Origin of the sequence: Neorhizobium sp. BT27B, from assembly GCF_050455485.1 — a bacterium.
GTDB lineage: Bacteria > Pseudomonadota > Alphaproteobacteria > Rhizobiales > Rhizobiaceae > Neorhizobium.
Map to the genome: position 1 here is coordinate 303,577 of NZ_JBCIYT010000006.1, position 26,632 is coordinate 330,208.

27 protein-coding genes and 1 pseudogene are annotated in these 26,632 nt (G+C 59.3%); 23 read left to right on the top strand and 5 right to left on the bottom strand.

The features are described 5' to 3' along the window. The first annotated feature begins 25 nt into the window (after positions 1 to 25). Both AAIH70_RS18205 and AAIH70_RS18210 read left to right on the top strand, forming a co-directional pair. Positions 26 to 289: a type II toxin-antitoxin system ParD family antitoxin gene (locus tag AAIH70_RS18205; protein WP_132276470.1), complete on the top strand. Its 264-nt coding sequence runs from the start codon at positions 26 to 28 to the stop codon at positions 287 to 289. Beyond that, positions 282 to 446: pseudogene (locus AAIH70_RS18210) on the top strand (type II toxin-antitoxin system RelE/ParE family toxin); the annotation flags it as partial. The gene AAIH70_RS18205 and the pseudogene AAIH70_RS18210, both read left to right, overlap by 8 nt. Before the next feature lie 140 nt (positions 447 to 586). Here the strand turns inward: AAIH70_RS18210 and AAIH70_RS18215 are convergent. Continuing rightward, positions 587 to 1,909, bottom strand: coding sequence for a DUF882 domain-containing protein (locus AAIH70_RS18215; RefSeq protein ID WP_430035061.1), 1,323 nt, complete (start codon positions 1,907 to 1,909; stop codon positions 587 to 589). Between the two features lie 455 nt (positions 1,910 to 2,364). Here AAIH70_RS18215 and AAIH70_RS18220 point away from each other — a divergent pair, with 455 nt between their 5' ends. Further along, on the top strand, positions 2,365 to 3,198 hold the full coding sequence (locus tag AAIH70_RS18220) for an undecaprenyl-diphosphate phosphatase (RefSeq protein WP_132276474.1): 834 nt from the start codon (positions 2,365 to 2,367) through the stop codon (positions 3,196 to 3,198). A gap of 56 nt (positions 3,199 to 3,254) precedes the next feature. Here AAIH70_RS18220 and AAIH70_RS18225 read toward each other — a convergent pair whose 3' ends face one another. Together AAIH70_RS18225 and AAIH70_RS18230 are read right to left on the bottom strand one after the other, a co-directional pair. Next, a complete protein-coding gene (locus tag AAIH70_RS18225; protein ID WP_132276476.1) occupies positions 3,255 to 3,650 on the bottom strand; it encodes a type II toxin-antitoxin system VapC family toxin in 396 nt (131 codons plus the stop codon). Continuing rightward, on the bottom strand, positions 3,647 to 3,922 hold the full coding sequence (locus AAIH70_RS18230) for an AbrB/MazE/SpoVT family DNA-binding domain-containing protein (protein WP_132276478.1): 276 nt from the start codon (positions 3,920 to 3,922) through the stop codon (positions 3,647 to 3,649). The genes AAIH70_RS18225 and AAIH70_RS18230 overlap by 4 nt, the downstream gene beginning before the upstream one ends. Positions 3,923 to 4,249: 327 nt before the next feature. Here AAIH70_RS18230 and AAIH70_RS18235 point away from each other — a divergent pair, with 327 nt between their 5' ends. From AAIH70_RS18235 to murJ, 4 genes are all read left to right on the top strand, one after another. Then, positions 4,250 to 5,317 (top strand): helix-turn-helix domain-containing protein, encoded by a 1,068-nt coding sequence (locus AAIH70_RS18235; RefSeq protein ID WP_132276480.1) that lies wholly within the window; start codon positions 4,250 to 4,252, stop codon positions 5,315 to 5,317. A 79-nt stretch (positions 5,318 to 5,396) separates the two neighbouring features. After that, positions 5,397 to 8,255 carry a [protein-PII] uridylyltransferase gene (locus AAIH70_RS18240; RefSeq protein ID WP_132276482.1) on the top strand — a complete coding sequence of 953 codons (2,859 nt, stop codon included), beginning with the start codon at positions 5,397 to 5,399 and terminating at the stop codon, positions 8,253 to 8,255. Positions 8,256 to 8,261: 6 nt separating this feature from the next. Then, a complete protein-coding gene (locus AAIH70_RS18245; protein ID WP_132276484.1) occupies positions 8,262 to 8,501 on the top strand; it encodes a hypothetical protein in 240 nt (79 codons plus the stop codon). Positions 8,502 to 8,621: 120 nt separating this feature from the next. After that, on the top strand, positions 8,622 to 10,217 hold the full coding sequence (gene murJ, locus AAIH70_RS18250; protein WP_132276486.1) for a murein biosynthesis integral membrane protein MurJ: 1,596 nt from the start codon (positions 8,622 to 8,624) through the stop codon (positions 10,215 to 10,217). Here the strand turns inward: murJ and AAIH70_RS18255 are convergent, their stop codons facing one another. Then, complete coding sequence (locus AAIH70_RS18255) at positions 10,218 to 10,712, bottom strand: D-Ala-D-Ala carboxypeptidase family metallohydrolase (protein WP_132276488.1); 495 nt, start codon at positions 10,710 to 10,712, stop codon at positions 10,218 to 10,220. It lies immediately after the preceding gene. Between the two features lie 263 nt (positions 10,713 to 10,975). Continuing rightward, complete coding sequence (locus tag AAIH70_RS18260; protein ID WP_132276490.1) at positions 10,976 to 11,236, bottom strand: hypothetical protein; 261 nt, start codon at positions 11,234 to 11,236, stop codon at positions 10,976 to 10,978. Between AAIH70_RS18260 and AAIH70_RS18265 the strand changes: the two genes are divergently transcribed. From AAIH70_RS18265 to trmB, 16 genes are all read left to right on the top strand, one after another. Beyond that, positions 11,217 to 12,410 (top strand): hypothetical protein, encoded by a 1,194-nt coding sequence (locus AAIH70_RS18265; RefSeq protein ID WP_430035066.1) that lies wholly within the window; start codon positions 11,217 to 11,219, stop codon positions 12,408 to 12,410. The genes AAIH70_RS18260 and AAIH70_RS18265 overlap by 20 nt on opposite strands. A 246-nt stretch (positions 12,411 to 12,656) precedes the next feature. Next, positions 12,657 to 13,721 (top strand): tryptophan--tRNA ligase, encoded by a 1,065-nt coding sequence (trpS, locus tag AAIH70_RS18270; RefSeq protein WP_132276494.1) that lies wholly within the window; start codon positions 12,657 to 12,659, stop codon positions 13,719 to 13,721. 251 nt (positions 13,722 to 13,972) lie between these two features. Further along, positions 13,973 to 14,464 carry a universal stress protein gene (locus AAIH70_RS18275; RefSeq protein WP_132276496.1) on the top strand — a complete coding sequence of 164 codons (492 nt, stop codon included), beginning with the start codon at positions 13,973 to 13,975 and terminating at the stop codon, positions 14,462 to 14,464. A 138-nt stretch (positions 14,465 to 14,602) separates the two neighbouring features. Continuing rightward, the gene (locus tag AAIH70_RS18280; RefSeq protein ID WP_132276498.1) at positions 14,603 to 15,169 is read left to right on the top strand and encodes a NifU family protein; all 567 of its coding nucleotides are present in this window, start codon (positions 14,603 to 14,605) and stop codon (positions 15,167 to 15,169) included. Between the two features lie 53 nt (positions 15,170 to 15,222). Then, on the top strand, positions 15,223 to 15,906 hold the full coding sequence (gene tsaB, locus AAIH70_RS18285) for a tRNA (adenosine(37)-N6)-threonylcarbamoyltransferase complex dimerization subunit type 1 TsaB (RefSeq protein WP_132276500.1): 684 nt from the start codon (positions 15,223 to 15,225) through the stop codon (positions 15,904 to 15,906). Positions 15,907 to 15,913: 7 nt separating this feature from the next. Then, complete coding sequence (locus tag AAIH70_RS18290; protein WP_430035069.1) at positions 15,914 to 16,408, top strand: GNAT family N-acetyltransferase; 495 nt, start codon at positions 15,914 to 15,916, stop codon at positions 16,406 to 16,408. A gap of 40 nt (positions 16,409 to 16,448) precedes the next feature. Then, the gene (locus AAIH70_RS18295; protein ID WP_112733765.1) at positions 16,449 to 16,877 is read left to right on the top strand and encodes a Fur family transcriptional regulator; all 429 of its coding nucleotides are present in this window, start codon (positions 16,449 to 16,451) and stop codon (positions 16,875 to 16,877) included. After that, complete coding sequence (locus tag AAIH70_RS18300; protein ID WP_132276504.1) at positions 16,874 to 17,749, top strand: lysophospholipid acyltransferase family protein; 876 nt, start codon at positions 16,874 to 16,876, stop codon at positions 17,747 to 17,749. The genes AAIH70_RS18295 and AAIH70_RS18300 overlap by 4 nt, the downstream gene beginning before the upstream one ends. Before the next feature lie 43 nt (positions 17,750 to 17,792). After that, positions 17,793 to 19,196 carry a tRNA (N6-isopentenyl adenosine(37)-C2)-methylthiotransferase MiaB gene (gene miaB / locus AAIH70_RS18305; RefSeq protein WP_430035072.1) on the top strand — a complete coding sequence of 468 codons (1,404 nt, stop codon included), beginning with the start codon at positions 17,793 to 17,795 and terminating at the stop codon, positions 19,194 to 19,196. Positions 19,197 to 19,228: 32 nt separating this feature from the next. Beyond that, a complete protein-coding gene (locus AAIH70_RS18310; protein WP_132276508.1) occupies positions 19,229 to 20,287 on the top strand; it encodes a PhoH family protein in 1,059 nt (352 codons plus the stop codon). 18 nt (positions 20,288 to 20,305) lie between these two features. Continuing rightward, positions 20,306 to 20,815 (top strand): rRNA maturation RNase YbeY, encoded by a 510-nt coding sequence (gene ybeY, locus AAIH70_RS18315; protein ID WP_132276510.1) that lies wholly within the window; start codon positions 20,306 to 20,308, stop codon positions 20,813 to 20,815. Between the two features lie 9 nt (positions 20,816 to 20,824). Beyond that, positions 20,825 to 22,015, top strand: coding sequence for a hemolysin family protein (locus AAIH70_RS18320; RefSeq protein WP_132276512.1), 1,191 nt, complete (start codon positions 20,825 to 20,827; stop codon positions 22,013 to 22,015). Positions 22,016 to 22,168: 153 nt separating this feature from the next. Beyond that, positions 22,169 to 23,770 (top strand): apolipoprotein N-acyltransferase, encoded by a 1,602-nt coding sequence (gene lnt, locus AAIH70_RS18325; protein WP_132276514.1) that lies wholly within the window; start codon positions 22,169 to 22,171, stop codon positions 23,768 to 23,770. Positions 23,771 to 23,923: 153 nt separating this feature from the next. Further along, a complete protein-coding gene (locus tag AAIH70_RS18330; RefSeq protein ID WP_132276516.1) occupies positions 23,924 to 24,343 on the top strand; it encodes a helix-turn-helix domain-containing protein in 420 nt (139 codons plus the stop codon). A 210-nt stretch (positions 24,344 to 24,553) separates the two neighbouring features. Then, a complete protein-coding gene (gene metK, locus AAIH70_RS18335; protein WP_132276518.1) occupies positions 24,554 to 25,798 on the top strand; it encodes a methionine adenosyltransferase in 1,245 nt (414 codons plus the stop codon). 85 nt (positions 25,799 to 25,883) lie between these two features. Next, positions 25,884 to 26,585, top strand: coding sequence for a tRNA (guanosine(46)-N7)-methyltransferase TrmB (trmB, locus tag AAIH70_RS18340; RefSeq protein ID WP_132276520.1), 702 nt, complete (start codon positions 25,884 to 25,886; stop codon positions 26,583 to 26,585). Positions 26,586 to 26,632 lie beyond the last annotated feature (47 nt).

Sequence of the window (26,632 nt, forward strand, 5' to 3'; positions counted from 1 at the left end):
CGCACAACAGCCGCGAGGTCCAGCCATGCCCACCTGCAATGTCGTTTTGACTGACCATCACGCCGAAGTTATTGATCGTCTGGTGAAATCCGGCCGTTACCAGAATGCCAGCGAAGTTTTGGGTGAGGGGCTGCGGCTGGTGGAGCAGGAGGCCAAAGCTGATGCTCTGGAACTCGAATTCCTACGCCGTGAATATGCATTGGGCAAAGCGAGTGGGGAGGCGGAGGAGTTCGACCCCGAACTGTTTTTGCAGGAGTTGAAGGCCGAGCGGCGCTCTCGCAATGGCTAGATACAGGCTGTCACCGCATGCAAGAAAACAGCTGCGTGACATCTGGCATGACATTGCAGTTCATAACGAAGTGGCGGCCGATCGTTTTCTGAGCCATCTTGTCGCAAAATTCAAACGTGCTGCCTCCCATCCGGAAATCGGCGTGGCTCGGCCAGACATTGGCGATGTGGCGCGTATGCTGGTCGAAGGACGCTACGTCGCGATCTACGAGCCGACGAAATACGGTGTCGAGGTCGTACCATCGTGCATGGGATGCGCGATCCATCAAGCTGGATCGCCTGAGAAAGCGCGCTCCGCTTACCCCTCATCCTCAAAACTGAACCGTCCGAAATCGAACGCGCCGCCATGCGCCATCGGCTTCTGCGCCATGCTTTCCGTGGCCGCGCCCGGCTCCGTCTCCAGCGAACGTTTCACCAGAAGCGGCGGTTTCATGGTCACGCGCTGGCCCGGTGACAGCAGCGCCCAGTGGGTCAGCGACTGGATCGCGACAGGCTCGGCCGATGCCGTCCCGCTTGCCGGTGCAGCATCTTTCAGCACGCGGATTTTTGCGAGGTCCTGTAGAATGGCCGGATCACCGAACGGTTTTGATACGGGTGCGGGCAAGGTCGGCCGCTGCGCCGGGATTGGTCCGATCGAGGCCACGACGATATTGTCCGGCGGCAGGTCGGTGGTTTCGACGGTCTTCGGCCGCGGCGAGGGCACCGGAATGGCAGCGGTTAGCAGTTCAACCTGCTTTTCCTCGCGCTTCGCAACAATCTCGGCCTTTTCCTTCGGGCTGCCGCCGAATTTTCCCTGCATGTCGAGCGCTGCCTGCGCCCGGCTCTTGGGCGTTGGCAGCATCGCCGTCACAAGGCCGCTGTCATCGGCGCTGCGGGCACGGCCGCGCGCAATCACCGGTGCCGCATCGTCGTCATGCTCGGCGGTGGCGGCAATCTCGATCGAGCGCGCGCCGATGCGGCGCTTGTAGTCGGCCAGGGCCTGCTGATAGCCCGGCAGCGGTTTGCCGTTGGTGGGCAGATGCAAGGTCTTGCCGTTCGGAAAAATTCTCGCCAGCTCGGTTTGAGACATGCGCGGCCATGCGCGCACGCTGCCGACATCGAGATGCACGAAGGGCGAACCGGAGGTCGGGTAATACCCGACGCCGCCCACCTGCATCTGCATGGCGGTGGCGCGCAGCGTCGAAATCTTGACCCCCGGAATGAAAAAATCCATCGCCTTGCCCAGCATGTGCTGGCTTTTCTTGGCAACGCCCGTGGAGCGCGAGCGCCCACGCAGCATGCCGTTGGTGGCCGGCGAACGATAAGCGGAAACGACGTGGATATAGTCCCTTGCACCGACGCGGTCATAGACCTCCCAGACGAGATCCAGCAGGCGGGGATCCATCTTGGTCGGTTCGTTGCGGCGCCAGTCGCGCAGGATGCGGTTGATCTGGTTGAGACCTTTCGGGTCGAAACGACCATTGCGCTTGTAGGTGATTTCGGCGCGTTCGCCCGTATGGGTGAAATAGAGTTTCAGAGATCGGTTCTCGGCGGCGGCAAAACTTGTGGTGCCAACCAGCAGGGGCAGGGCCAGCAAACCTGCCGCCACACCCTTCGCGGGACGCGCCGCGAAACGGCACATCCCGGCCACCACATTCCGGCAAAAGGAATTTACGACCGATACGCCGTGCGGAAACTCGAACGCCACCATAAGAACTGCAAACCCAGATTACGCGGGACATCTGACACTCGTGCGAGCGCCGCGGATCGGGCAATTATGGTCAATAAAACCCTAATAAGAGGTTAGCCCTTTGTGCCATTGTCATATTGGCGAAATCCGAGTCTGTTTCGTTTGTGCTGGCCAATGTCGGAAGGGGTGATTATTGTGCGTTGCAACAATGCCGTACCCGCCTCTTCCCGCGACGAAGATTTTTACCGTTCACGAAAGCGTCAGGAAACCATACAATCGTCACATTGCCGGTCCCCAAAGCGAGCATTCGAGACAGGCACGGGCGCTTGAAAATGGCATCCCGCAGGACTTGAGTAACCGAAAATCCGCCTATTTCCTTCCGCGAAAACCAAAACCTCGGAGTTGCCATGAGCGTGAGTTGGACCGATGCCGCCATCCTTGGACTTGTTCAGGGATTGACCGAATTCCTGCCGGTGTCCTCCAGTGCGCACCTGCGCATTCTTGGCGAATTCCTGCCCTCGGGCACGGATCCCGGCGCGGCGTTCACGGCCATCACCCAGCTCGGGACGGAAGCCGCGGTTCTCGTCTATTTCTGGAAGGACATCATGGCGATCGCCACCGCCTGGCTGCGGCAGGTGTTTCGTCTGGGCGATTATGACAAGGACGCCGCCCGCATGGGCTGGCTGATCATCATCGGCTCGCTACCCATCATCGTGCTCGGCCTCGCCTTCAAGGATTATATCGAACACGGACTGCGCAACCTCTATATCACCGCCATCATGCTGATCGTTTTCGGCCTCATCCTTGGCTGGGCGGACAAGATCGGCAAGAAAAAGTATGCGCTGAAACAGCTGATCTGGCGCGACGGCATCATTTTCGGTTTCGCGCAGGCCATGGCGCTCATCCCCGGCGTTTCCCGCTCCGGCGGCACCATCACCGCTGGCCTGCTGATGGGCTACACGCGGGAAGCCGCCGCCCGTTATTCCTTCCTTCTCGCCGTCCCCGCCGTGTTCGGCTCCGGTTTCTACCAGCTCATCAAGACGATGGGCGAGGAAACCGCCGTCGCTGCCGGCCCGACGGCACTAGCGACCGTGATCGCCTTCGTGGTCGGTTACGCCGTCATCGTCTGGTTCCTGAAACTGGTCTCGACCAAGAGTTACATGCCGTTCGTCTGGTACCGTCTGGTCATCGGCGTGGTGCTGCTGGGCCTGCTGGTTTCGGGTGTGGTCAACCCGATCTGATGAGGCGAGAGCCCGGTTTCGACCGGGCTGTATCAGGGCAAGCTGTTTGGCGAGGGTTATAGCAACAGGGCCGCCATGCCCTGTTGTTCGATCAGCTTTGTCGCTTTTCTGTCGAACGACACGAATGTATCGGCACCGAGCCACTGGCCGTCGAATGCGATAACGCCATCGGCAAAGTCCCCGCCTGCATCGAGCACAGCCAGACCGGCTTCGATGACTGGCCGGTTGGTGGCCACGTTGCGCATATCGAGGATACCGCGGACGGCAGTTGCAATATCGGCTTTTCCAACACGATAACTTCGGTCCAACACCCAGACGAATTCGCAGAGTGCATGAACGCTGATGGCAACCAGTTCGGCCTCTTCCAGCGCCTTCACCGCAATCTGCTGCTGCGCCTCGTCATCGCCCACGATCAGCCGCAAAAGCACGTTGGTGTCGAGGCTGATTTTCATTTGTTTTTGATGCCTGCCTCGCCGGCTGCCGCACCAGCCTCGGCAATGGCGTCATTGATCTCGTCGATGGAAAGTTTTGCGCCGTTTGTCTTGCCCTTCAGTATGCCGCTAAGGTCCCGCCAGGAGCCGTTGCCCGTATCAGCGGTCAGTTCCGCCCGCCCATCCGGCAAAAGATCGATCCTTATCTTGCCACCCGGCTGGATGCCGAGATGTTTGAGGACATCTTTCCTGATGGTGATCTGGCCGCGCGCCGTAACCGTCAATGTCGTCATGAACTGACCTCCGAGGTGAAGGAAAGAATAATGTGGAATTGCATTATCTTCAATCATGGTGCCTGGCTCGTCGACTGTCAGGTTCCAGAATGCCTCCCTTCAGTGTCGGCAAACCGAGGTCGCTTTTCCGGGTATGTGGACGATTGACCAGCCGCCCGGCGGGTGATGATTGATCCGCTATGCCGATGGGGATCTGTATGCCTTTACACGGCACATTTGCGCTTTCTTCAAGGATGGCAACATGCATTCCCGGATGCACCACCCCGCCGCCAATGATATAACCCATCCCATCTGACCGACATCCGCTGTCATCATCGGGGCGCCACCTTGCTCACCATTCCGCTGCCGTTTTTCGCCGGCCTTGTTTTCGTTCTCACGCTGCACCTCAGTCTCAAAGGCGTCGCGCTGCCGGGCACGCGAAAAATCTTCAATGTCTTTCTGGCGCTCTATGCGGCGCAGGGCATCGGCATAGGCCTGCGCTTCGGTTATGGCGTCGAAAGCCTCATGCCGCTTCTGCCGGTCACTGCCTCGGCCATGCCGCCGCTCGCCTATCTCGCCTTTCGCAGTTTGACCGCCATGCCTGTCAAAAGCCCGTGGCTGCATGTCCTGCCACCGCTTGGTCTGGCCTTGGCCGTCGCCTTTGCCCGGCAGTTCGTCGATCTGCTGCTGTTCCTCACCTTCATCGGCTACAGCATCGCGCTCTGGCGCATCACGCGCGCGGGCGGTGATGAAGTGATGGCCGAAGCCGCCTTGCAACGCATGCGTCCGGCTCTGCGTGCGGCAAAACTCACCGCCGCCCTCATGCTGTTTTTCGCGCTGAGCGACGGCGCACTTGCCATCTATGCGGAATTTTACGGCAATGCCGAAGTGCCGTTTGCCGTTTCGGTGATGAACCTTGCCGCGATCGTTGCGGTCATTGCCTATTACCTCTGGCCGCAATTGCCGGAAACTTCACCGAAAATGCAAGGGGCGGCAGCACCTGCTGCATCACCGGAGGACGATGCGATCATCACCCGCGTGTCGGCCGCGCTTGAAACGCTCTATGCCGACGAAAATCTCAGCCTGGCGCGGCTTGCCCGCAAGGCCGGCCTGCCGGCCCGCGATGTATCTGCCGCCATCAACCGTTCCACCGGGGTCAATGTTTCGCAATTCGTCAACAACCGCCGTGTGGCGGAGGCATGCCGGCTGCTGGATGAAACACAAAAATCTGCAACCACGATCCTGTTCGACGTCGGCTTTTCGACAAAATCCAACTTCAATCGGGAGTTTCGCCGCGTCACCGGCAAAAATCCGCGCCAGTGGAAGGCACGCGACAGAAGCACGGCTGCCGTGTCTGGTAACGGGGTTGATCTTGTTGCCGCAAAGCAACAAGTTGGAAACATCCAGCAAGCATAATGATGCGCAAGAAGGTGTGTGACACAGGTCGAAGCCCAGTCGATTGGACGAGTGGCGGCCTGGGCACCGGTAGGAAGACATGGCCAGACCCGATACCGATTATCCAGAACTGCTCGACGTCGCCAAGCTGAAGGCCGATATCGCAGCAATTGCCACCACCCATGCCGGCAAGTCCGCCGATATGCGCGCAGCGCTTCTGCCGCTTTTGCGCACCATCAACAATGACGGCCGCAACAAGGCGCGCGAACTGCTGGAGGCCAACAAGGGTGGCGGCATTCTGTGCGCGGAGCGGATTTCCTGGCTGCAGGACCAGTTGATCGTCGCCATTCATGATCTCGTTGATGCGCATGTTTACCCGCAGGCGGCCGGCTCCACGGCAATCACCGCCGTCGGCGGTTATGGACGCGGCACGCTGGCGCCGGGCTCGGATATCGATCTTCTCTTCCTGCTGCCGGCCTCCAGCACCGATGCCATGCGCAAATCGGTGGAATTCCTGCTCTATGTTCTGTGGGATCTCGGCTTCAAGGTTGGTCATGCCACCCGCACGGTGGAAGAATGTATCCGCCTGTCGCGCGAGGACATGACCATCCGCACCGCAATTCTGGAAACCCGCTTCATCTGCGGCAAACAGTCTCTGGCGGAAGAGCTCGATAACCGTTTCGATCGCGAGATCATCCACAATTCCGGCCCGGATTTTATCGCCGCCAAACTGGCAGAGCGCGACATGCGTCACCAGAAGGCCGGTGATACGCGGTATCTGGTCGAACCGAACGTCAAGGAAGGCAAGGGCGGGCTTCGCGATATCCAGACGCTGTTCTGGATTGCCAAATATCATTATGGCGTGCGCGATGCAGCGGCTCTCGTCAAACGTGGTGTCTTGTCACGCACAGAGCTGCGCCTGTTCGAAAAGGCCGAGGATTTTCTCTGGGCGGTGCGCTGCCACATGCATTTTTTGACCGGCAAAGCCGAAGAACGCCTGTCCTTCGATATCCAGCGCGAAGTCGCGGCCGCCATCGGATATAATGCGCGTCCGGGCCTTTCGGCCGTCGAGCGCTTCATGAAGCATTATTTTCTCGTCACCAAGGATGTCGGCGATCTCACCCGCATTCTGTGTGCCGCTCTGGAAGAGGAACAGGCCAAACCTGCCCCCGGCCTCACCGGCGTCATTTCCCGTTTCCGCTATCGCACCCGCAAAATTCCCGGCAGCAGCGAATTCGTGGAGGATCGCGGCCGTATCGCGCTTGCCGATCCCGATGTATTTCGCCGTGATCCGATAAGCCTCATCCGCTTTTTCCATGTTGCGGATCTGGCCGGGCTGGAATATCACCCGGATGCGCTAAAGCAGGTCAATCGCGGCCTGCGGCTGATCGACAATGACCTGCGTGAGAACGAGGAGGCCAACCGCCTTTTCCTCTCCATCCTCACCTCGCCGCGCACGCCGGCCATGACATTGCGGCGCATGAACGAGGCCGGTGTGCTCGGCCGCTTCATTCCCGAATTCGGCAAGATCGTCGCGCTGATGCAGTTCAGCATGTACCACCATTATACGGTGGACGAGCACCTGATCCGCGCCGTCGAGGCCCTGTCGGATATCGACAAAGGCAAGTTCGGCGATGAACATCCGCTGATCAACAAGCTGATGCCGACCATCGAGGACCGCACCGCGCTTTACGTGGCCGTGCTGCTGCACGATATCGCCAAGGGCCGCCAGGAGGATCACTCCATCGCCGGTGCCCGCGTGGCGCGAAAGCTCTGCCCGCGTTTCGGCCTCAACCCGAAACAGACGGAACTGGTCGTCTGGCTGATCGACCAGCATCTGCTGATGTCGATGACCGCTCAGACCCGTGATCTCAACGACCGCAAGACGATCAGCGATTTTGCCGAACACGTGCAGTCGATGGAGCGCCTCAAGGCGCTGCTCATCCTCACCGTCTGCGATATCCGCGCCGTCGGGCCGGGTGTGTGGAACGGCTGGAAGGGCCAGCTTTTGCGCACGCTTTATTACGAGACCGAACTGCTGCTATCCGGCGGTTTTTCGGACAGTTCCCGCAAGCAGCGCACCATCGCCGCCGAAGAAGCGCTGGTGCAGGCGCTGGATGAGGGCTGGACCGCCAAGGACCGCAAGACCTACGGCAAGCTGCATTACCAGCCCTACCTGTTGTCCGTGCCACTGAACGACCAGATCCGTCATGCGGCCTTCATCCGCGATACAGACAAGGCCGGCAAGGTGCTGGCCACCATGGTACGCACCGACAGTTTTCGCGCCATCACCGAGATCACCGTTCTGGCGCCCGACCATCCGCGCCTGCTCTCCATCATCGCCGGTGCATGCGCCGCAGCCGGCGCCAATATCGCCGACGCCCAGATCTTTACCACCACCGATGGCCGCGCCCTCGACACCATCCTCGTCAGCCGTGAATTCACCGACGATGCCGATGAACTGCGCCGTGCCGGCACGATTGGCCGCATGATCGAGGATGTGCTTTCGGGCAAGAAACGCTTACCCGAAGTCATCGCCTCGCGCGCCAAGTCGAAGAAGCGCAACAAGACGTTTTCCGTGCATCCGTCGGTCACGATCTCCAACACGCTGTCCAACAAGTTTACGGTCATCGAAGTGGAATGCCTCGACCGCGTCGGCATCCTTGCGGAAATCACCGCCGTGCTGTCGGACTTGTCACTGGATATCCAGTCGGCCCACATCACCACGTTTGGCGAAAAGGTGATCGATACGTTCTACGTGACGGATATCGTCGGCATGAAGATCACCAACGAAAACCGCCAGGCAAGCATTACCGCAAGGCTGAAACCGGTGATGACCGATCAGGACGACGAGTTGCGCTCCCGCATGCCATCGGGGATTATTGCACCCGAGCCGGCACCTTCGGAAGGATCGACGCCGGATCTGGGGCCGGGGAGTGCGCCGAAGGTGAAGGTGTGAGGGTGGATGATCATCATCCATAATATCGAAAGATCCGACGGGAAGGCGCGTGTCGAATTCGTTCAGCACGGGAATGGCCTTTACTCGTTTAATGAAGAGCAAGAGCTTGAAGACGAGGTGCCTGGCCTCGGCCCCCACACCTACTGGGCGCCAACTCACGTTTCCGGAATTTACGACGAGATGGCTGCCGCTGTGCGAGATGCGAAAGCTGCTCTCCGTTGGCTGAGGGATGCCGGGGCGCTGTGATTGTCAGGTGATCGGGCATGTTTCGCATACGCTCCATCTCTCAGTCTTTCGAGAGATGGCCGTCCGCTTCACCTCCCGCTATAACACCCCCACGAATCGAACCTTCCGGTGAGCCCCCGCATGAGCCTTGTGAAAAAATTCGCGACCGTCGGCGGTGCCACGCTCGGCAGCCGCATTTTTGGTTTTGCCCGCGAAACCCTGATGGCGGCTGCACTCGGCACCGGGCCGATGGCCGACGTGTTTTACGCGGCCTTCCGCTTTCCCAATCTTTTTCGCCGGCTGTTTGCCGAAGGCGCGTTTAATGCCGCCTTCGTGCCGCTGTTCTCCAAGGAGATCGAGGCCAACGGCATCGATGGTGCCAAGCGGTTTTCCGAGGAAGTGTTTGGCGTCCTGTTTTCGGCGCTGCTGATCATCACCATCGCCATGGAACTGGCGATGCCGTGGCTGGTCACCTGGATCATCGCCCCCGGTTTTGCCGATGACCCGGAAAAGACGTCGATCACCATTCGCTTGGCCGTGGTGATGTTCCCTTACCTGATGTGCATGTCGCTGACGGCGATGATGAGCGGCATGCTCAATTCGCTGCATCATTTTTTTGCCGCCGCCATCGCGCCGGTCTTTCTGAACGTGGTGATGATCGCCGCGCTGTTTTATGCGCTGTGGACCGGTGCCGATCCGCTCTCCACCGCCTGGTATCTGTCGTGGAGCGTGCTGGTCGCCGGTGTGTTGCAGCTTGCCGTGGTTTATGTCGGCGTGCGCCATGCCGGCATAAAGATCGGTTTCCGCCGTCCGCGCATGACGCCCAATGTCAAGCGTCTGCTGGTGCTTGCCGTGCCTGCCGCCATCACCGGCGGCGTCACCCAGATCAACCAGATCATCGGCCAGGCAATCGCGTCCAGCAAGGAAGGCGCGATTGCCGCCCTGCAATATGCCGACCGTATCTATCAGCTGCCTCTGGGCGTCGTTGGTGTCGCCGTCGGTGTCGTGCTTCTGCCGGAACTGGCGCGCGCACTGAAGGGCGGCAATCTCAAGGAAGCCGCCAATATCCAGAACCGCTCGATCGAATTCGTGCTGTTCCTGACCTTGCCTGCTGCTGCAGGGCTGTGGGTCCTGTCGGATTCCATCATTCGCGTGCTCTATGAGCGCGGTGCGTTTTCTGCCGAAAACACCGCCGTTGTCGGTTCCATTCTCGCGATCTACGGTCTGGGTCTTCCCGGTTTTGTGCTGATCAAGGCGCTGCAGCCCGGTTTTTATGCCCGCGAAGATACCAAAACCCCGATGCGGTTCACCATGATGGCCGTTGTGGTCAATTCGGGCCTCGCCATCTCGCTTTTCCCACTGATCGAGGAACGCGGTATCGCCACGGCGGAGGCTGCGGCCGGCTGGATCAACACGATCTTTCTGTTTTCCACGCTGGTCTGGCGCGGCCATCTGAAATGGGAATGGGCCTTTGCCCGTCGCACGGCCATGCTGCTTGTCTCTGCCGGCATCATGGCGGTGGCTTTGACCTATGCGCTGCGTTACGCCAGCCCGTGGCTCGCGTCCGGTTCGCATTTTCTGCAGCAGGTCCTGGCACTTGGCGTGCTGATTGCCATTTCGATGCTGGTTTACTTCTCAGTCGCCTTTTTGATCGGCGGTGCCGATCTCGGCATGATCCGCCGCAATCTCAAGCGCAAGCCAAAACAGGCGGCAGCAACGGTCGATCCGGAAGGCTGATCAACTGCGGCGGTGGTGACGCTTCAGATTGGCCAAACCACCCTTGCCCTTGGATTTTCCGCCGCAATGCGCCCAGCGGCGTTTCGGGCCGATGTCCACATGCACGATGCCGTTGCAATAACGGCCGATGCCGCCAATGCCCGGCGCGCCGGCGGCTGCCGCCAGGATCGCCTTTTCCGAAACACCCGGCACGCGGATGTCTGCGGCATAACAGCGGCTGTGCTGCGAGGTGCCCGAACGCGGGCGGTGACCTGACGTCACCATCGGTTTCTTGCCGGTCTCAGCGCGGATATGGGCGAGGATCGCTTCCAGCTTTTCCGGAAAACAGGCGGTGCGCACGCTGACGCGCTGCACGGTATAGGCCGCCGAATAGTCATGCTTGAAGGTGGTGCCACGGCGTTTGCCGCTTTTATCCGCCGCGTCTGCGGAAATGGCTGAAAGGACGACGCTGGCTGTCATAAAGCAGGCAAGCGCGACGCGGGAAAGAATGCGCATTCTGGACTCCGAAACCGTATCCGTCACTCATGGCGAACGGAAAGCTAATTTCGGAGTATTTCTTTTCTAAAAGTGACGGCAATAAGGGCGAAAATGCTCTAAATTAGGAGTCTGTCTGCCATAATAATGAATATCCGTTAAGAATTTCGCATTTTTGTACTCATTGTGCGGTATTGAAGGACCGCTTCCCGAGGCCTCTTTTTGTGCAGTGAAGGCCGGAAACCGGGCCGGATGCCACCTGTCACATTTTTGGTAAAAATCCTTCACAATCCAACGGTTGACACCGCGCGACCCTGCTCCAGTTTCCCCTCATACGCCGTGCATTTCACCGATGGATATGGCACCGACGAAAAAGTGCCTGCTCCTCCTTCTGCATCGACCGTGAAAATCATTCGGATTTTCGTAAAAAAACGTCGATGCGCCGATAGCAAAAGGCCGATTTCGATGTTTGGTTTTTCAAAAGACGCGTCTTCCCTCAATCCTTTCAAGCGCAATCCGCCTTCGGTGAACACGCCGATCAGCAAGAATGTCATCCCGACATTGGCCGATAAGGTGAAGGCCGAGGCCGACAAGAAAGGCACATACGACAAGAAGGATGCGCCGCTTTCCATCACCGATGTGGTCAACACCTGTCTCGATGTTGCCTTTGGTTCTGCCGCTGGCGGCGCCAGTTCCGGTTATGCGGGCTTGGCCCAGACGGTCGCCGATAGCGCCCAGAAAAGCTACAAGGCGACCAAAAGCGTGTCGGCGCCACCCAATCCGTTGTTTGTCGGCCACGGTCACAGCCGGGGCGATCTCAACACCGAAAGCCCGGCGACGTTAAAGTATCTGGAGCGTCGCCGGGTCAAGGAAATGGGCGGCAACGGTTTCAGCATTGCCGGCACGGTGGCGGTTGCCGCTTCCATGGGTGCGCTGCCGGTCAATGCGCTGTCGATTGCCAGACAGGCAAACACGACCGGCTCGACAGCTGCCCATCTTACCAAGCTGAAAATTCTCGCGCGTGAGATCGATGCGCTCGGCGCGGGCGCGGAACGTGGTGTCACGCTCTCCGAGCTGGTGCGCGATGTCATCAAGGTCAAGGCGCATAAATCCGGCATCGAGGGCGCCAAGCTGGTTACCGGCTCCATTCCGGTGCTTGGCGAGATCGTCACGGCCAGCGTCAATGCCGGCATCAATGGCGTGGCATCTGCGGCCAAGACGTTCGACAAGGCCTATCACGCCAAGAACTGCGCAAAGCTGGCGCTGGAAATCCACTGGCGCGCCTATCAGGAACAGTTTTCCGCCTTCTGTCGCATGCACAAGCTCGATCCTGCCGATTTCTTTGCTCGTGAGGATTATCTTGCCCGCAAGCGTCCACCACGGCTGACCGGCATGGGTTTGAAAAAGGCCAATGAAAAACTGCGCGAGGCCGATCGCCCGCCGCGCCTGACCGGCATGGGCCTTTCCGCTGCCCGTGAGGCACTGGAAGCGCACGATCCGCCACAATCCCGCCTGCCGTCACGCGATTTCGACCGGGTGGTTCATGACGCCCGTCAGAGCTTTTATTTCCACCGCGACGCCGGCCCGGCCACCAGTCTGGTGACGGAACTTTATACCCGTCGTTCGGCACTTGCCGTGCTTGGCAAATACGATATCGCAGCACTCATCATGGAACCCGGCGGCTGGGTGGCGCTGACGGACAAGATCGCGTCCTTGTGAGGGGAGGGGGACGCAGGGCCTGTTCATCCTGCGTCAGCCCATTCCCACCTCCGTCGTCGAATTGGGATATGAGTCTTAGAGCGCGTCAGAATATGCATCTGACGCCGGGTGCATCCTCTTGATCCCGCCCCATCCGCCGTGCATAAGCCCGGCCGTTAGCAACATGGGCGACATGAGCGCCAAAGGCCGGGTTATCCGTCCTGCTCACCATGCCCTGGGGCCTTCCACAAGCCTGATGAGGACGACATGAACACGTTTAAGCCGCTCGTATTTTCCGGCGTACAGCCAACGGGCAATCTCCATCTCGGAAACTATCTCGGCGCCATCCGCAAATTCGTGGCGCTGCAGGAAAACAACGACTGCATCTATTGCGTCGTCGATCTCCATGCCATTACCGCCCAGCTCGTCCATGACGATCTGAAGGGCCAGATCCGCTCCATCGCCGCCGCCTTCATCGCGTCGGGCATCGATCCGGTCAAACATATCGTTTTCAATCAGTCAGCCGTGCCGCAGCATGCGGAACTCGCCTGGATCTTCAACTGTGTCGCGCGCATCGGCTGGATGAACCGCATGACACAGTTCAAGGACAAGGCCGGCAAGGATCGCGAAAACGCCTCGCTCGGTCTGCTCGCCTATCCGAGCCTGATGGCTGCCGACATCCTCGTCTACCGCGCCACCCATGTGCCGGTCGGTGACGACCAGAAGCAGCATCTGGAACTTGCCCGCGATATCGCCCAGCGTTTCAATATCGATTTCGGTCCCAAAATCCGCGAGGCCGGCACGGGTGTGGACATGGTCGTCGGTGAGGAGCCGATCCACGGTTATTTCCCGCTGGTCGAGCCGCTGATCGGTGGCCCGGCACCCCGCGTCATGTCCTTGAAGGATGGCACCAAGAAGATGTCGAAGTCGGATCCGTCGGATCTGTCACGCATCAACCTGATGGACGATGCCGACACGATTTTGAAAAAGATCCGCAAGGCCAAGACCGATCCGGATGCTTTGCCGAGCGAAGTCGATGGTCTCGAAGGTCGCCCGGAAGCCGGCAATCTCGTCGGCATCTATGCGGCCCTGTCCGATCGCACCAAGGCGGACGTGCTTGCCGAATTCGGCGGCCAGCAGTTTTCGGTGTTCAAGCCGGCGCTCGCCGATCTGGCGGTGGAGGTGCTTGCCCCCATCACCACGGAAATGCGCCGCCTGATGGACGACACGACGCATATCGACGCGATCCTCAAGGATGGCGGCGAACGCGCTCGCGCCCGCGCCGAAAAGACCATGAACGAGGTTTCCGACATTATCGGATTCCTGCGCTGATTTCGGTTGCCGGTCTGCAAGGACCGGCGGTTTTCCCGAGGGTTGCCAAACCCGCCTCGTCATCCTCGGCCTTGTGCCGAGGATCTAATCACGCCAGCAATGGGCCTCAGCAGATCCTCGGGACAGGCCCGAGGATGACGACCGAGGGCAGGCGGCCCCGCCCTCAACCACCCCCGCTTTTACATCCCCGCTCTTTTGTATAATGTCCATCACGACCAAACGGGTCGTGTCAGCGCATCAGGGGGATCGGCATGGTTTCAACTCGGCTATCGCGTCTCGAAGGCCATCGTCGCAAGTTCATGGCGGTCATCGATGGCACGCCGGAATGCGAAAAGGCCGTGCATTATGCCGGACGCCGCGCCAAAAATTCCAATGGCGCACTCTTGCTGCTCTATCTCATCCCCGAAGGCGATTTCCAGCAATGGCTGGGTGTCGAGGCGATCATGCGTGCCGAAGCGCGTGAAGAGGCCGAAGCCGTGATGGCCAAGGCCGCGCAGAGCGTGCGGGAAAGTATCGGCATTGATCCCGAAGTGGTGATCCGCGAGGGCAATGCTGCCGACGAGATCAATTCCCTGATCGAGGAAGACCAGGATATCGCCATCCTCGTGCTTGCCGCCGGTTCCGCCAAGGAAGGTCCGGGGCCGCTCGTCACCTCGATCGCCGGCCGCACCGCAGCCTTTCCGATCCCCGTCACCGTGCTGCCCAGCACGCTGACCGACGAGGAAATCGACGCGCTGGCCTAAAGGTCTTTTGTCCCCGCGCATAAACCTTCACCCTTGACCTTGTTTCCGCAAAGGCGCACTTGAACCGAAACCTGAACGGTCTTATCTTCTTTGGAAGAATTCTAAACGGGCGAGCGCGCTTCGCCAGGAGACATAAAGATGTTCATTCAGACGGAAGCCACGCCGAACCCGGCCACCCTGAAATTCCTGCCGGGCAAGGTCGTGCTGGAAAGCGGCACCGCCGAATTCCGTTCCGCTGCCGAGGCTGAAAAGTCTCCGCTCGCTGCCCGTCTGTTCGACGTGCCGGGCGTCACCGGCGTCTATTTCGGTTATGACTTCATCACCGTCAGCAAGTCCGATGCCGAATGGCAGCATCTGAAGCCGGCAATTCTCGGCTCGATCATGGAACACTTCATGTCCGGCCAGCCGGTCATGGGCGGCGGTTCCGCCATGGCGGAAGCCACCGATGAGGAAGGTGAGTTCTTCGATGAAGGCGACGAAACCGTCGTTGCCACCATCAAGGAACTCCTGGAAACCCGCGTCCGTCCGGCCGTTGCCCAGGATGGCGGCGATATCACCTTCAAGGGTTACAAGGACGGTACCGTCTACCTCAACATGAAGGGCGCCTGCGCCGGTTGCCCATCATCGACCGCCACGCTCAAGCATGGTGTCCAGAACCTGCTCAAGCACTTTGTGCCGGAAGTCCAGGCCGTCGAATCCCTCTGATAAAATCTTGGCGCCGGCCTAAGGTCGGCGCACCAAACTGCCGGTAACTTGTCATGATCGTTCTCGCCCTCGACACCGCCGGCATCGATTGTTCCGTCGCTTTGTATGATGCGACAGCTGACAAAATTCTCTCCATCCAGACCGAGATGATCGGCAAGGGCCACGCTGAAAAGCTGATGGCGCAGGTCGAGGCCGCGTTGACTGAGGCAGGCATCACGCTCCAGCAGGTCAACCGCGTTGCCGTCACCATCGGCCCCGGCTCGTTCACCGGCATCCGCGTCGGTGTCGCTGCCGCCCGTGGTTTTGCGCTGTCGCTCGGCATCGAGGCGGTCGGCATCACCACGCTGGAAGCCATGGCCGCCCACCAGCTGGCCGGCGCTGCCGGTCACCCGGTTATCGCCGCCATGGATGCCAAGCGCGGCGAAATTTACGCTCAAGCCTTTGCAGCCGATGGTGCTTCTCTCGAAGAAGCGCAGGCGCTGCCGCCGGAAGCCGTCACGGCTCTTGCCACGCATCACAGTGCAACCATTTTTGGTACAGGTGCTGTCGCCATCACTGCTGCGGCAGCCGGTGAAATCAGCGAACCCGGCATCAAAACCGTGCCGGATCGCTTCGATATCGCCACTGTCGCGAAGCTGGGCGCTGCAAAACCCTTCGGCAGTGCAAAACCGAAACCGCTTTACCTTCGCGGCCCGGATGCTAAACCTCAGATCGGATTCGCACTGGCCCGCTCCTGAGACGCGCATGATCGACGATTACCTGAGTTTGAAGCCCACTTTCGAAATCGTCGCCATGAAGGCCGAAGACTGCCAGGCGGTGTCCGAGCTGCATGGTTTTCGTTTCGCCCGTCGCTGGAACGATGGCGAAATCCACAGCCTTCTGAGCCAGGAAAACACCTTTGGCTTTGTCGCCTACCAGACCAATGCGTTTTTCCGCAGGCCGCTGGGCGGTTTCGTTCTCGCCCGTGAAGTGGCGGGTGAAGCCGAGATCCTGACCATCGCCGTTTCGGAAAAAGTCGGCCGAACCGGCCTTGGCTGGCGGCTGATGCAATCGGCCATCCGCGAAGCGGCGGAGCGCGGTGCCGAGACGATGTTTCTCGAGGTGGAAGACAGTAATGTCGCCGCAATCGGCCTCTATCGCAGGCTCGGTTTTACCACGGTCGCGACACGCCCCGCCTACTACGAAACAGCCGATGGCAAGAAGGCGGCGGCGCTTGTCATGCGTCGCGATCTTGGCTAGACCGAACCTTTACAACTCGCATGATTCAGGGCCGAACGACGTGACAGATCTTACCAAATCGCTGGAGGAACTGTGTGCCGAGCGGGGCATGCGGATGACCGACCAGCGTCGCGTCATTGCCCGGACGCTGCAGGAATCGGACGATCATCCCGATGTCGAGGAGCTCTATCGCCGCTCTTCCAAGGTCGATCCGCGCATCTCCATTTCCACCGTTTACCGAACCGTCAAACTGTTCGAGGACGAGGGCATTATCGAGCGCCACGATTTTCGCGATGGCCGCTCGCGGTATGAAACCGTGCCGGAAGAACACCACGACCACATGATCGATGTGCAGTCGGGCACGGTCATCGAGTTCCATTCGGCAGAGATCGAGGCTTTGCAGGAACGGATCGCCCGCGAGCACGGCTTTCGCCTTGTTGGCCACAGGCTGGAGCTATACGGCATCCCGCTCGACAAGGATGATCCTTGATCACCTGGATACGGATCACCGTCATCATCACCGGCCTTGTGCTGACGACGCTGGTCCTCTTGCCCTTCCAGCTGGTCGGGCTTGCCTTCGATCTTAAAATCCGCCGTTACGTCCCACGCATCTGGCACCGCATCGCCTGTTACCTGCTTGGCATCCGCATTCGTGTGCATGGCACGGTCGAGCGTCGCCGGCCGGTCATGCTGGCCGCCAACCACGCTTCGTGGAAGGATATTCTCGTTCTTGGCGCGGTGGCAGATGTCGCCTATATCGCCAAGATTGAGGTGGCCGAATGGCCAGTTTTCGGCATTCTCGCCAAATTGCAGAAGACGATTTTCGTGGTGCGCGAACAGAAACGCCGCACCGGTGAACAGGTCAACGAGATCGCTGCCCGGATGACCGGTGGCGAAATCGTCGTACTCTTCCCGGAAGGCACGACGTCGGACGGAAACCGTCTGCTCGATGTCAAATCCTCGCTGTTCGGCGCCGCCACCGCTGCCGTGCCGCACACGCCGGAAAAGGTCGTCTACGTCCAGCCGGTCACCATCGCCTATACCGGCATCTACGGCATGCCGATGGGCCGTTACCATCGCCCGATCGCCGCCTGGCCGGGCGATATCCAGCTTCTGCCGCATCTGATGGGCATTTTCCGTGCCGAAGCGATCGATGTCGATGTCGATTTCGGCGAGGCCATTGCGTTTCGCGAAGGCGATAACCGCAAACATCTGAGTGCAGCCGTGATCGCTTCCATGAAGCAAATGCTGCAGGATCGGCTTTACGGCGTACGGAAGAAGACGCCGGATGCGGAAATGGCCGAGACCGGTCTCGAGCCCGTCAAGGCGGACACGCCGCAACCTCCGACCGACACGCCGTAACACGGCCCTTCAAATCCGGCCTTTCTTGCGGTAAAGAGCGGCCATGAACCAGATCACCGTCATTTCCCCGGACACGGCCGAAAAGGCTGACGTCGCCAGCAACACCCGCAAGGTCTTCATCAAGACCTACGGCTGTCAGATGAACGTTTACGACAGCAATCGCATGAGCGATGCGCTGGCGAGCGAAGGGTATGTTCCGACCGAGGAAATGGGTGAAGCGGATCTGATCCTGCTCAACACCTGTCACATCCGCGAAAAGGCGGCCGACAAGGTCTATTCCGCACTCGGCCGTCTGCGCGACATGAAGCGCACGCGCGCCGAACATGGTCGCGAACTGATGATCGGTGTTACCGGCTGTGTGGCTCAGGCCGAGGGCGAGGAAATTCTGCGTCGTGCACCGGCGGTCGACGTGGTTGTCGGTCCGCAGACCTATCACCGCCTGCCGCAGGCTCTGACGCGTGCCCGTCAGGGCGAACGGGTGGTCGAAACGGATTATGCGGTCGAAGACAAGTTCGACCACCTGCCGAAGGTCGACAAGGCAAGAGCGCGCGCGCGTGGCGTTACCTCGTTCCTGACGGTTCAGGAAGGCTGCGACAAGTTCTGCACCTTCTGCGTCGTGCCATACACACGTGGTTCGGAAGTCTCTCGTTCTGTCTCGCAGATCGTCGACGAGGCCCTGCGTCTGGTCGATAGCGGCGTGCGCGAAATCACCCTGCTTGGCCAGAACGTCAATGCCTGGCGTGGCGAAAGCCCGAAGGGCGGCGAATGGGTTCTTGGCGAACTGCTGTATCGTCTGGCGGAAATTCCCGGCCTTGCCCGCCTGCGTTACACGACCAGCCATCCGCGCGATATGGACGACTGTCTTATCGAGGCGCATCGCGACCTGCGGGTCCTGATGCCCTATCTGCATCTGCCGGTTCAGGCCGGTTCCGACCGCATTCTCAAAGCCATGAACCGCCGTCATACGGGTGCCGAATACCTGCGTCTGATCGAGCGCATCCGCAGCGCCCGTCCCGATATCGCCATGTCGGGCGATTTCATCGTCGGTTTTCCGGGTGAGACGGATCAGGATTTCGAGGACACGCTGAAGATCGTCGAGGACGTGAAATACGCTTCGGCCTATTCGTTCAAATATTCCACCCGCCCGGGAACACCCGGCGCAGAACTTGGTTCTCAGGTGGATGAAGCGGTGAAGACCGAACGGCTGGAACGGCTTCAGGCTCTGCTACTGCGTCAGCAGAAGGAATTTGCCGAAGCTTGCGTCGGAAAAACCATCGATTTGCTGCTGGAAAAGCCGGGTCGCATGCCGGGACAGTTGATAGGTCGCTCGCCATGGCTTCAATCCGTGAATGTTGATGCAAAAGAATCGCAAATCGGTGACATTATTCAGGTGCGAATCATCGCAACGGGGCCGAACAGCTTGTTTGCCGAGCGGGCAGGGAGTTAAATAGGTCACCAACAGAAACGGGAGCCTGCCTATTGATCGAACGTGAATTGGTTTCTTCATCAGCGCGCCAGCCACGCCCAGCCGCGACCGACGCAAATCACTTCATTCTGACGTTCGAGAACAACAGGCTCGCCAGCGAACTGTTTGGGCAGTTCGACCAGAACCTAAAACTTCTGGAACAGCGTCTCAACGTCGATGCGCGGGCGCGCGGCAATTCCGTGACCATCTCGGGCGAAGTAACGGCTACCAATCAGGCGCGCCGTGCTCTGGATTTCCTCTATGAGCGCCTGCAAAAGGGCGGTTCCGTGGAAATCTCCGATGTCGAGGGCGCCATCCGCATGGCGCAGGCCGCGGACGACCAGCTGCAACTGCCGACGCTGGAAAAGAAGGCCCGGCTGTCGATGAGCCAGATTTCAACCAAGAAGAAAACCATTCAGGCCCGCACACCGACCCAGGACGCTTATATGCGCGCACTGGAGCGCACCGAGCTGGTTTTTGGTGTCGGCCCGGCCGGTACCGGTAAGACCTATCTCGCCTGCGCTCACGCCGCCCAGCTTCTGGAGCGCGGCGCTGTCGACAAGATCATCCTCACCCGTCCGGCCGTCGAAGCCGGTGAGCGCCTTGGCTTTCTGCCCGGTGACATGAAGGAAAAGGTCGATCCGTATCTGCGTCCGCTTTACGACGCGCTTTACGACATGATCCCGGCCGATAAGGTCGACCGCGCCATCACGGCCGGCGTCATCGAAATCGCGCCGCTCGCCTTCATGCGTGGACGCACATTGTCCAATGCCGCGATCATCCTCGACGAGGCACAGAACACCACATCGATGCAGATGAAGATGTTCCTGACGCGTCTGGGTGAAAACGGCCGGATGATCATCACTGGCGACCCGAGCCAGGTCGACTTGCCGCGTGGCGTCAAGTCTGGTCTGGTCGAAGCCCTGCATATCCTCAAGGGTGTCGAAGGCCTCTCCGTCATCCGCTTTCAGGATACGGACGTCGTGCGTCACCCGCTGGTTGGCCGCATCGTGCGTGCCTATGACGCGCAATATGCCGTCCATGAGGAAAGCGAGGATCTCGACCGCAGATAAGCGGTCGGGAATTTTTTGATGCCTGAACTCGATATACAGATCAGCGTGGAAGAAGGCGGTTGGCCGGACGAGGAAACCCTGTTCGCGCTCAGCGAAAAGGTGCTCAATGCCGCCGCCACCTTCCTTGCGGAGACAGAAAAACAGCCTTTTCCGCCGCTGCCGGTGGAAATTTCGCTCGTCTTCACGGACGATGAATCCATCCGGCAGATCAATGCCGAATGGCGGCAAAAGGATAAGCCGACCAATGTCTTGTCCTTCCCGGCCTACCCGCTGGAACCGGGCGGAAAACCCGGCCCCATGCTGGGTGATATCGTGATTGCACACGAAACAGTGGCACGCGAGGCGGTTGATCTCGACAAGAATTTCGACGATCATCTGACGCATCTGATGGTGCATGGTTTCCTGCATCTCTTCGGTTACGACCACCTCGAAACGGAGGAGGCGGAAGAGATGGAAGGATTGGAGACTCGCATTTTGGCCACGCTTGGCTTATCTGACCCCTATGCGGGGCAGGACCCGATAGTATAGTCTGGAACAATGAACGATCATTCGAGCAATGCTGCCGCCCGTGACGGCAATGCGGAATCGTCCTCCTCAGAAGAGGGCGGAAGTCCGTTACGTCACGAAAATAACAACCGGACCCAGTCGTCTTTCTGGTCGCGCGCCGTCCGGCTGCTGCGGCCCTCGCAGGGCGAAAGACTGCGTGAGGATCTGGCCGACGCGCTGATGACCGATGCGGCCGTCAGCAATGCGTTCTCGCCAGAAGAGCGGGCAATGCTCCACAATATCCTCCGCTTCCGCGAAGTCCGTGTTGAAGACGTGATGATCCCCCGCGCCGATATCGAAGCCGTCGACATGACGATGACGCTCGGCGACCTTCTGATCCATTTCGAGGAAACCGGCCGTTCGCGCATGCCGGTCTATGCCGACACGCTGGATGATCCGCGCGGCATGGTGCATATCCGCGATCTTCTGTCCTATCTGGCCAAGCAGGCTCGCAACAAACGCCGCGGCGCCACTGCGCGCACGGTTCAGGTGGATATCGCCGCCGAAGGGGCAGTGGCTGAAAAGCCGGCCCGCACCGCCAAGGCCGCCTTCGATCTCGGCCGCGTCGATCTCACCAAGACTGTCGCCGAAGCCGGTCTGGTCCGTAAAATCCTGTTCGTGCCGCCGTCCATGCTCGCATCCGAGCTTTTGAGCAGCATGCAGGCCGCCCGCACCCAGATGGCGCTCGTCATCGACGAATACGGCGGCACTGACGGTCTCGTCAGCCACGAAGACATCGTCGAGATGGTGATCGGTGATGTCGAGGACGAGCACGACGACGACGAAGTGATGTTCTCGCAGGTCAGCGAAGACGTCTTTGTTGCCGATGCCCGTGTCGAGCTGGAGGATATCGCCAAGGCGGTTGGCGCGGATTTCGACGTGCGTGTGCAGCTCGAAGACGTCGACACGCTTGGCGGCCTGATCTTCTCCGCGCTTGGCCGTATCCCGGTGCGGGGCGAAGTCGTGCAGGCGGTTCCCGGTTTCGAATTCCAGATTCTGGAGGCCGATCCGCGCCGCATCAAGCGCGTCCGCATTCTGCGCAAGCGCGCCGCCGTCCGTCGCCGTATCAAGACCGATCTTGAATATAGCCCGGAAGCGGAAGCCGGCTCCGGCGTGGACGTGACGTCGATCAACGGCATGGCCCCGCCACAGGCTGCCCGTAGCGAGCAGCCGCGCACCTGAATAAATCCGGCGTGACAATCTCAAACGGCATGCGAGAGCGTGCCGTTTTGCCGTTTGCGCTCTCGCCAAAACTGCACGGACAAGCTGCACGACAAAAGGCGGTTTTTTTGGAACACTGCCGCGGGGTTTGATTCGGGCGAAATGAGGGTGTGAATGGAGCGGCTTGCAGGCAAGGTCATGCTTCTATGGGGCTGGCAGCGGGCGCTTCTGGCGATCGCTGCCGGTGCGATCGGTGCTCTGGCGCTGCCACCGGTCGGCTTCTTTGCCGCGCTCTTTGTCTCCTTCACGCTTCTGGTCTGGCTGATGGATGGTTCCACTGCCGGTTCCGAAGGTGGTTTCCTCAGGCGGTTCCGCGCCACCTTCATTCTCGGCTGGCTGTTCGGCTTCGGTTATTTCGTGGCTGGCCTGTGGTGGCTGGGCAATGCGCTTCTGGTCGATTCCGACGAGTTTGCCTGGGCCTTGCCGCTCGCCATTTTTGGCCTGCCCGCCTTCCTTGCCCTCTATTATGGTCTTGCGACTGCGATCGCCGGTATTTTATGGTCGGACGGTTTCGGCCGGCTTGCAGCGCTGGCGCTTGGCTTCGGCCTGGGCGAATGGCTGCGCAGCTTCGTGATGACCGGTTTTCCATGGAACACGATTGCCTATGGCATCATGCCCATTCCGATGATGATGCAGTCTGCCGGCGTTGTCGGCATTTTCGGGCTTTCCATACTTGCCGTCTTCATCTTTGCCGCACCGGCTCTCATCGGTACGCGCAAGGGTATGGTGACAGGGCTCTCGATCGCTTCCGCGCTTTTTGCCGCCCATCTTGGTTATGGAGCTTGGCGTCTGCACGGTGCTGATGCGCTCATGGCCGCTCGTCCCCCGCAGGAGATTTCCGTGCGTCTCGTGCAGCCTGTCATCGATCAGGCGCGCAAGATGGACAACAGCGACCGTATCGCCATTTTCGAGGAGCATCTGGCACTGAGCGCCATGCCGCCCTCCGAGGGTGCCACCAGACCGAATGTGATCGTCTGGCCGGAAACGTCATTGCCGTTCATCCTCACCCAGAACCAGGACGCATTGGTGCGCATTTCAGACGTCCTTCAGGATGGTCAGGTTCTGATTGTCGGCGCCGTTCGAGCCGAGGATGCCGGCCCCGGACGTCCGCCGCGCTACTACAATTCCATCTACGCGATCGATAGCCAGGGCCAGATTATCGGCGCCAGCGACAAGGTGCATCTTACACCCTTTGGCGAGTACCTGCCCTATGAAGACTTTTTTAACTCTATCGGCATCGGCAATGTCGTCGATATGCCGGGCGGTTACACGGCCGGTAGCCGGCGCAGTCTCATTACGCTTCCTTCCGGAACCAGCTTCTATCCGCTGATCTGCTACGAGGCGATTTTTCCGGATGAAATCACCTCGGATATAGAAAAGGCGAGCGTTATCCTCAACATAACCAATGACGCCTGGTTCGGTATCAGCCCAGGTCCATACCAGCATTTTCAGCAGGCGCGAATACGTGCAATCGAGACGGGTCTTCCTTTGATTCGCGATGCCAACAACGGCATATCGGCGGTGGTAGACCCCTTCGGACGTATATCCACAGGTTTAGAACTTGATCACAAAGGCGTGATCGATTCTACCGTGGGTGGCGGGGCTGTCTCTCATTGGAACAATTCTAGTCGGGAAGGGCACCTATGGTTGATTGTGGCCGCAATGTTTCTGATTGCACTGATTTCCCGTCTGGGTTTTAAATCTCGCGTCAATTGACCAAAAACCCCCAAAATTGCATAGTGCTGTCAGCCTATCGTGTTGCCATATGCTTTCTCGTTTATGTTGCGTGCAGCTAAATTAGCAATGAGTGTATTTACACACGGGATACGGGTCATGGGGATTTGATAGCAACTTAACTAGGACTGTGAGATGATTGAGAATAAGAAGAAGCCGAATCCGATTGACATTCACGTCGGTAGTCGCATTCGTCTTCGTCGTACCATGCTGGGTATGAGCCAGGAAAAGCTGGGCGAAAGCCTCGGCATTACTTTCCAGCAGATCCAGAAATACGAGAAGGGCACCAACCGCGTTGGCGCCAGTCGTCTTCAGAATATTTCGAGCATACTGAACGTACCGGTTTCTTTCTTCTTCGAAGATGCTCCCGGCGATCAGGCAAATGGCCAGTCCGGCATGGCCGAAGCCTCCAGCTCGAACTACGTTGTCGACTTCCTGTCTTCTTCGGAAGGCCTGCAACTCAACCGCGCGTTCGTGAAGATTTCCGACCCGAAGGTTCGCCGCCGTCTGGTTGATCTGGTCAAGGCACTCGCTGCAGAAGCAGATACCGAATAACGCTTTCCTCCCAAGACTGCTTATTCGAAAGCGGCCTCACGGCCGCTTTTTTTTATGTTTTTTCGCCGCCTTGGGCGCGATCTGGTGTCGCATGCATGCCGTATCAAAGCGAAATCACCGCATAAAGATATATTTATGTCGTTGTGTTATTGTTTTCCGGAGGCGAAGACATTACACATTCGCCGAGTTGTTCTTGAGGGGAATCCCAACATGCGTGCCAACTACCTCTTCACCAGCGAATCCGTTGCTGAGGGTCATCCCGACAAGGTTTGCGATCGTATCTCCGATGAGATCGTCGATCTGGTCTACCGCGAAGCCGTGAAGACCGGGGTCAATCCCTGGACGGTGCGCATCGCCTGCGAAACACTGGCCACCACCAATCGTGTCGTGATTGCCGGTGAAGTTCGTCTGCCGCCGAGCCTGATGAAGAAGGACAAGAACGGCAACGACGTCATCAATCCGGCGAAGTTCAAGTCGGCCGCCCGCAAGGCAATCCGCGATATCGGTTACGAGCAGGACGGTTTCCACTGGAAAACGGCCAAGATCGACGTGCTGCTGCATTCGCAGTCTGCGGACATCGCGCAGGGTGTCGATAGCGCCGCCGATCAGCAGGGTGATGAAGGTGCCGGCGACCAGGGCATCATGTTCGGTTATGCCTGCAAGGAAACGCCGGACCTCATGCCAGCGCCGATCTACTATTCGCACAAGATCCTTCAGCTGCTCGCAACGGCCCGTAAAAAAGGCGAGGGCGATGCCGGCAAGCTTGGTCCTGATGCCAAGAGCCAGGTGACCGTGCGTTACGAAAACGGCAAGCCTGCTGGTGTTGCCTCGATCGTTCTGTCCACTCAGCATCTCGATGAGAGCTGGGATTCGAAAAAGGTTCGCCAAGTTGTCGAGCCCTATATCCGCGAAGCCATCGGCGACCTGCCGATCGACGCCGATTGCAAGTGGTACATCAACCCGACCGGCAAGTTCGTCATCGGCGGTCCAGATGGTGACGCAGGCCTGACCGGCCGCAAAATCATCGTCGACACCTATGGTGGTGCTGCTCCGCATGGCGGCGGTGCGTTCTCCGGCAAGGACACGACCAAGGTCGACCGCTCTGCCGCCTATGCCGCCCGTTACCTTGCCAAGAACGTCGTGGCTGCCGGTCTTGCAGAACGTTGCACGATCCAGCTTTCCTACGCGATCGGTATCGCTCAGCCGCTTTCGGTCTATGTCGATTTGCACGAGACCGGCAACGACGTCACCGAAGATCAGATCGAAGCGGCTATCCGCAAGACCATGGACCTTTCGCCGGGCGGCATCCGTCGTCACCTGGATCTCAACAAGCCGATCTATGCCAAGACTGCGTCCTACGGTCACTTCGGCCGCAAGAACGGCCGCGACGGTTCGTTCTCCTGGGAGAAGACCGATCTGGTAAAGCCGCTCAAGGATGCCATCAAGGCAGCTTGATCGGTCTTTACGGACCAGTGAATAAAACTGTAAAGCGGATGTCTCCTAACCGAGACGTCCGCTTTTTGATTTCGAAAGACCGACCATGACCGAACCATCGCATCCGACACGCGCCACCGAAGCCTTTTTCGGTAGACGCAAGGGAAAACCCCTGCGCGAACGCCAGGCGGAAACGATGGATACGGTTCTGCCGGCTCTCGCCGTAGATCTGAACACCGAAGCGCCGAAGGATCTGGGCGAACTGTTTCCCTTCACGCCGGAGCGTATCCGGCTGGAAATCGGTTTCGGCGGTGGCGAGCATCTGGTGCACCGGGCGCAGGAAGAGCCGACCACCGGCTTCATCGGCGTCGAACCCTTCGTCAATTCCATGGCAAAGCTTCTGGGCCGCGCCGGCGAGCTGGATCTGAACAATATCCGCGTTTACGCCGATGACGCCACGCAATTGCTGGACTGGATGCCGGAGGCCTGCGTCGATCGGATCGATCTTCTCTATCCCGATCCGTGGCCGAAGAAGAAACACTGGAAACGCCGCTTCGTGTCGCAGGTAAACCTGACGCGTTTTCACCGCGTGCTGAAGCCGGGCGGGCTGTTCTGCTTCGCCTCCGACATCGATACCTATGTGAACTGGACGCTGACCCATTGCCACGACCATGGTGGCTTTGCCTGGACGGCTGAAGAGCCTGCGGACTGGCTGACACCCTTCGCCGGCTGGCCGGGCACGCGCTACGAGGCCAAGGCCAAGCGCGAAGGCCGTTCCTCGGCCTATCTGACGTTCCGCCGCGTCTGACGCGCTGAACGCAGTTCTGTGGAGACGATAAAGGCGCGGTTGCCCAA

What these genes read in the sequence shown, in the direction of transcription:
- AAIH70_RS18205 (WP_132276470.1), top strand. Translation starts at nt 26, where the DNA reads ATGCCCACCTGCAATGTCGTTTTGACTGACCATCACGCCGAAGTTATT.
- AAIH70_RS18215 (WP_430035061.1), bottom strand. Translation starts at nt 1,909, where the DNA reads ATGTGCCGTTTCGCGGCGCGTCCCGCGAAGGGTGTGGCGGCAGGTTTG.
- AAIH70_RS18220 (WP_132276474.1), top strand. Translation starts at nt 2,365, where the DNA reads ATGAGCGTGAGTTGGACCGATGCCGCCATCCTTGGACTTGTTCAGGGA.
- AAIH70_RS18225 (WP_132276476.1), bottom strand. Translation starts at nt 3,650, where the DNA reads ATGAAAATCAGCCTCGACACCAACGTGCTTTTGCGGCTGATCGTGGGC.
- AAIH70_RS18230 (WP_132276478.1), bottom strand. Translation starts at nt 3,922, where the DNA reads ATGACGACATTGACGGTTACGGCGCGCGGCCAGATCACCATCAGGAAA.
- AAIH70_RS18240 (WP_132276482.1), top strand. Translation starts at nt 5,397, where the DNA reads ATGGCCAGACCCGATACCGATTATCCAGAACTGCTCGACGTCGCCAAG.
- AAIH70_RS18245 (WP_132276484.1), top strand. Translation starts at nt 8,262, where the DNA reads ATGATCATCATCCATAATATCGAAAGATCCGACGGGAAGGCGCGTGTC.
- murJ (WP_132276486.1), top strand. Translation starts at nt 8,622, where the DNA reads ATGAGCCTTGTGAAAAAATTCGCGACCGTCGGCGGTGCCACGCTCGGC.
- AAIH70_RS18255 (WP_132276488.1), bottom strand. Translation starts at nt 10,712, where the DNA reads ATGCGCATTCTTTCCCGCGTCGCGCTTGCCTGCTTTATGACAGCCAGC.
- trpS (WP_132276494.1), top strand. Translation starts at nt 12,657, where the DNA reads ATGAACACGTTTAAGCCGCTCGTATTTTCCGGCGTACAGCCAACGGGC.
- AAIH70_RS18275 (WP_132276496.1), top strand. Translation starts at nt 13,973, where the DNA reads ATGGTTTCAACTCGGCTATCGCGTCTCGAAGGCCATCGTCGCAAGTTC.
- AAIH70_RS18280 (WP_132276498.1), top strand. Translation starts at nt 14,603, where the DNA reads ATGTTCATTCAGACGGAAGCCACGCCGAACCCGGCCACCCTGAAATTC.
- tsaB (WP_132276500.1), top strand. Translation starts at nt 15,223, where the DNA reads ATGATCGTTCTCGCCCTCGACACCGCCGGCATCGATTGTTCCGTCGCT.
- AAIH70_RS18290 (WP_430035069.1), top strand. Translation starts at nt 15,914, where the DNA reads ATGATCGACGATTACCTGAGTTTGAAGCCCACTTTCGAAATCGTCGCC.
- miaB (WP_430035072.1), top strand. Translation starts at nt 17,793, where the DNA reads ATGAACCAGATCACCGTCATTTCCCCGGACACGGCCGAAAAGGCTGAC.
- ybeY (WP_132276510.1), top strand. Translation starts at nt 20,306, where the DNA reads ATGCCTGAACTCGATATACAGATCAGCGTGGAAGAAGGCGGTTGGCCG.
- AAIH70_RS18320 (WP_132276512.1), top strand. Translation starts at nt 20,825, where the DNA reads ATGAACGATCATTCGAGCAATGCTGCCGCCCGTGACGGCAATGCGGAA.
- lnt (WP_132276514.1), top strand. Translation starts at nt 22,169, where the DNA reads ATGGAGCGGCTTGCAGGCAAGGTCATGCTTCTATGGGGCTGGCAGCGG.
- AAIH70_RS18330 (WP_132276516.1), top strand. Translation starts at nt 23,924, where the DNA reads ATGATTGAGAATAAGAAGAAGCCGAATCCGATTGACATTCACGTCGGT.
- metK (WP_132276518.1), top strand. Translation starts at nt 24,554, where the DNA reads ATGCGTGCCAACTACCTCTTCACCAGCGAATCCGTTGCTGAGGGTCAT.
- trmB (WP_132276520.1), top strand. Translation starts at nt 25,884, where the DNA reads ATGACCGAACCATCGCATCCGACACGCGCCACCGAAGCCTTTTTCGGT.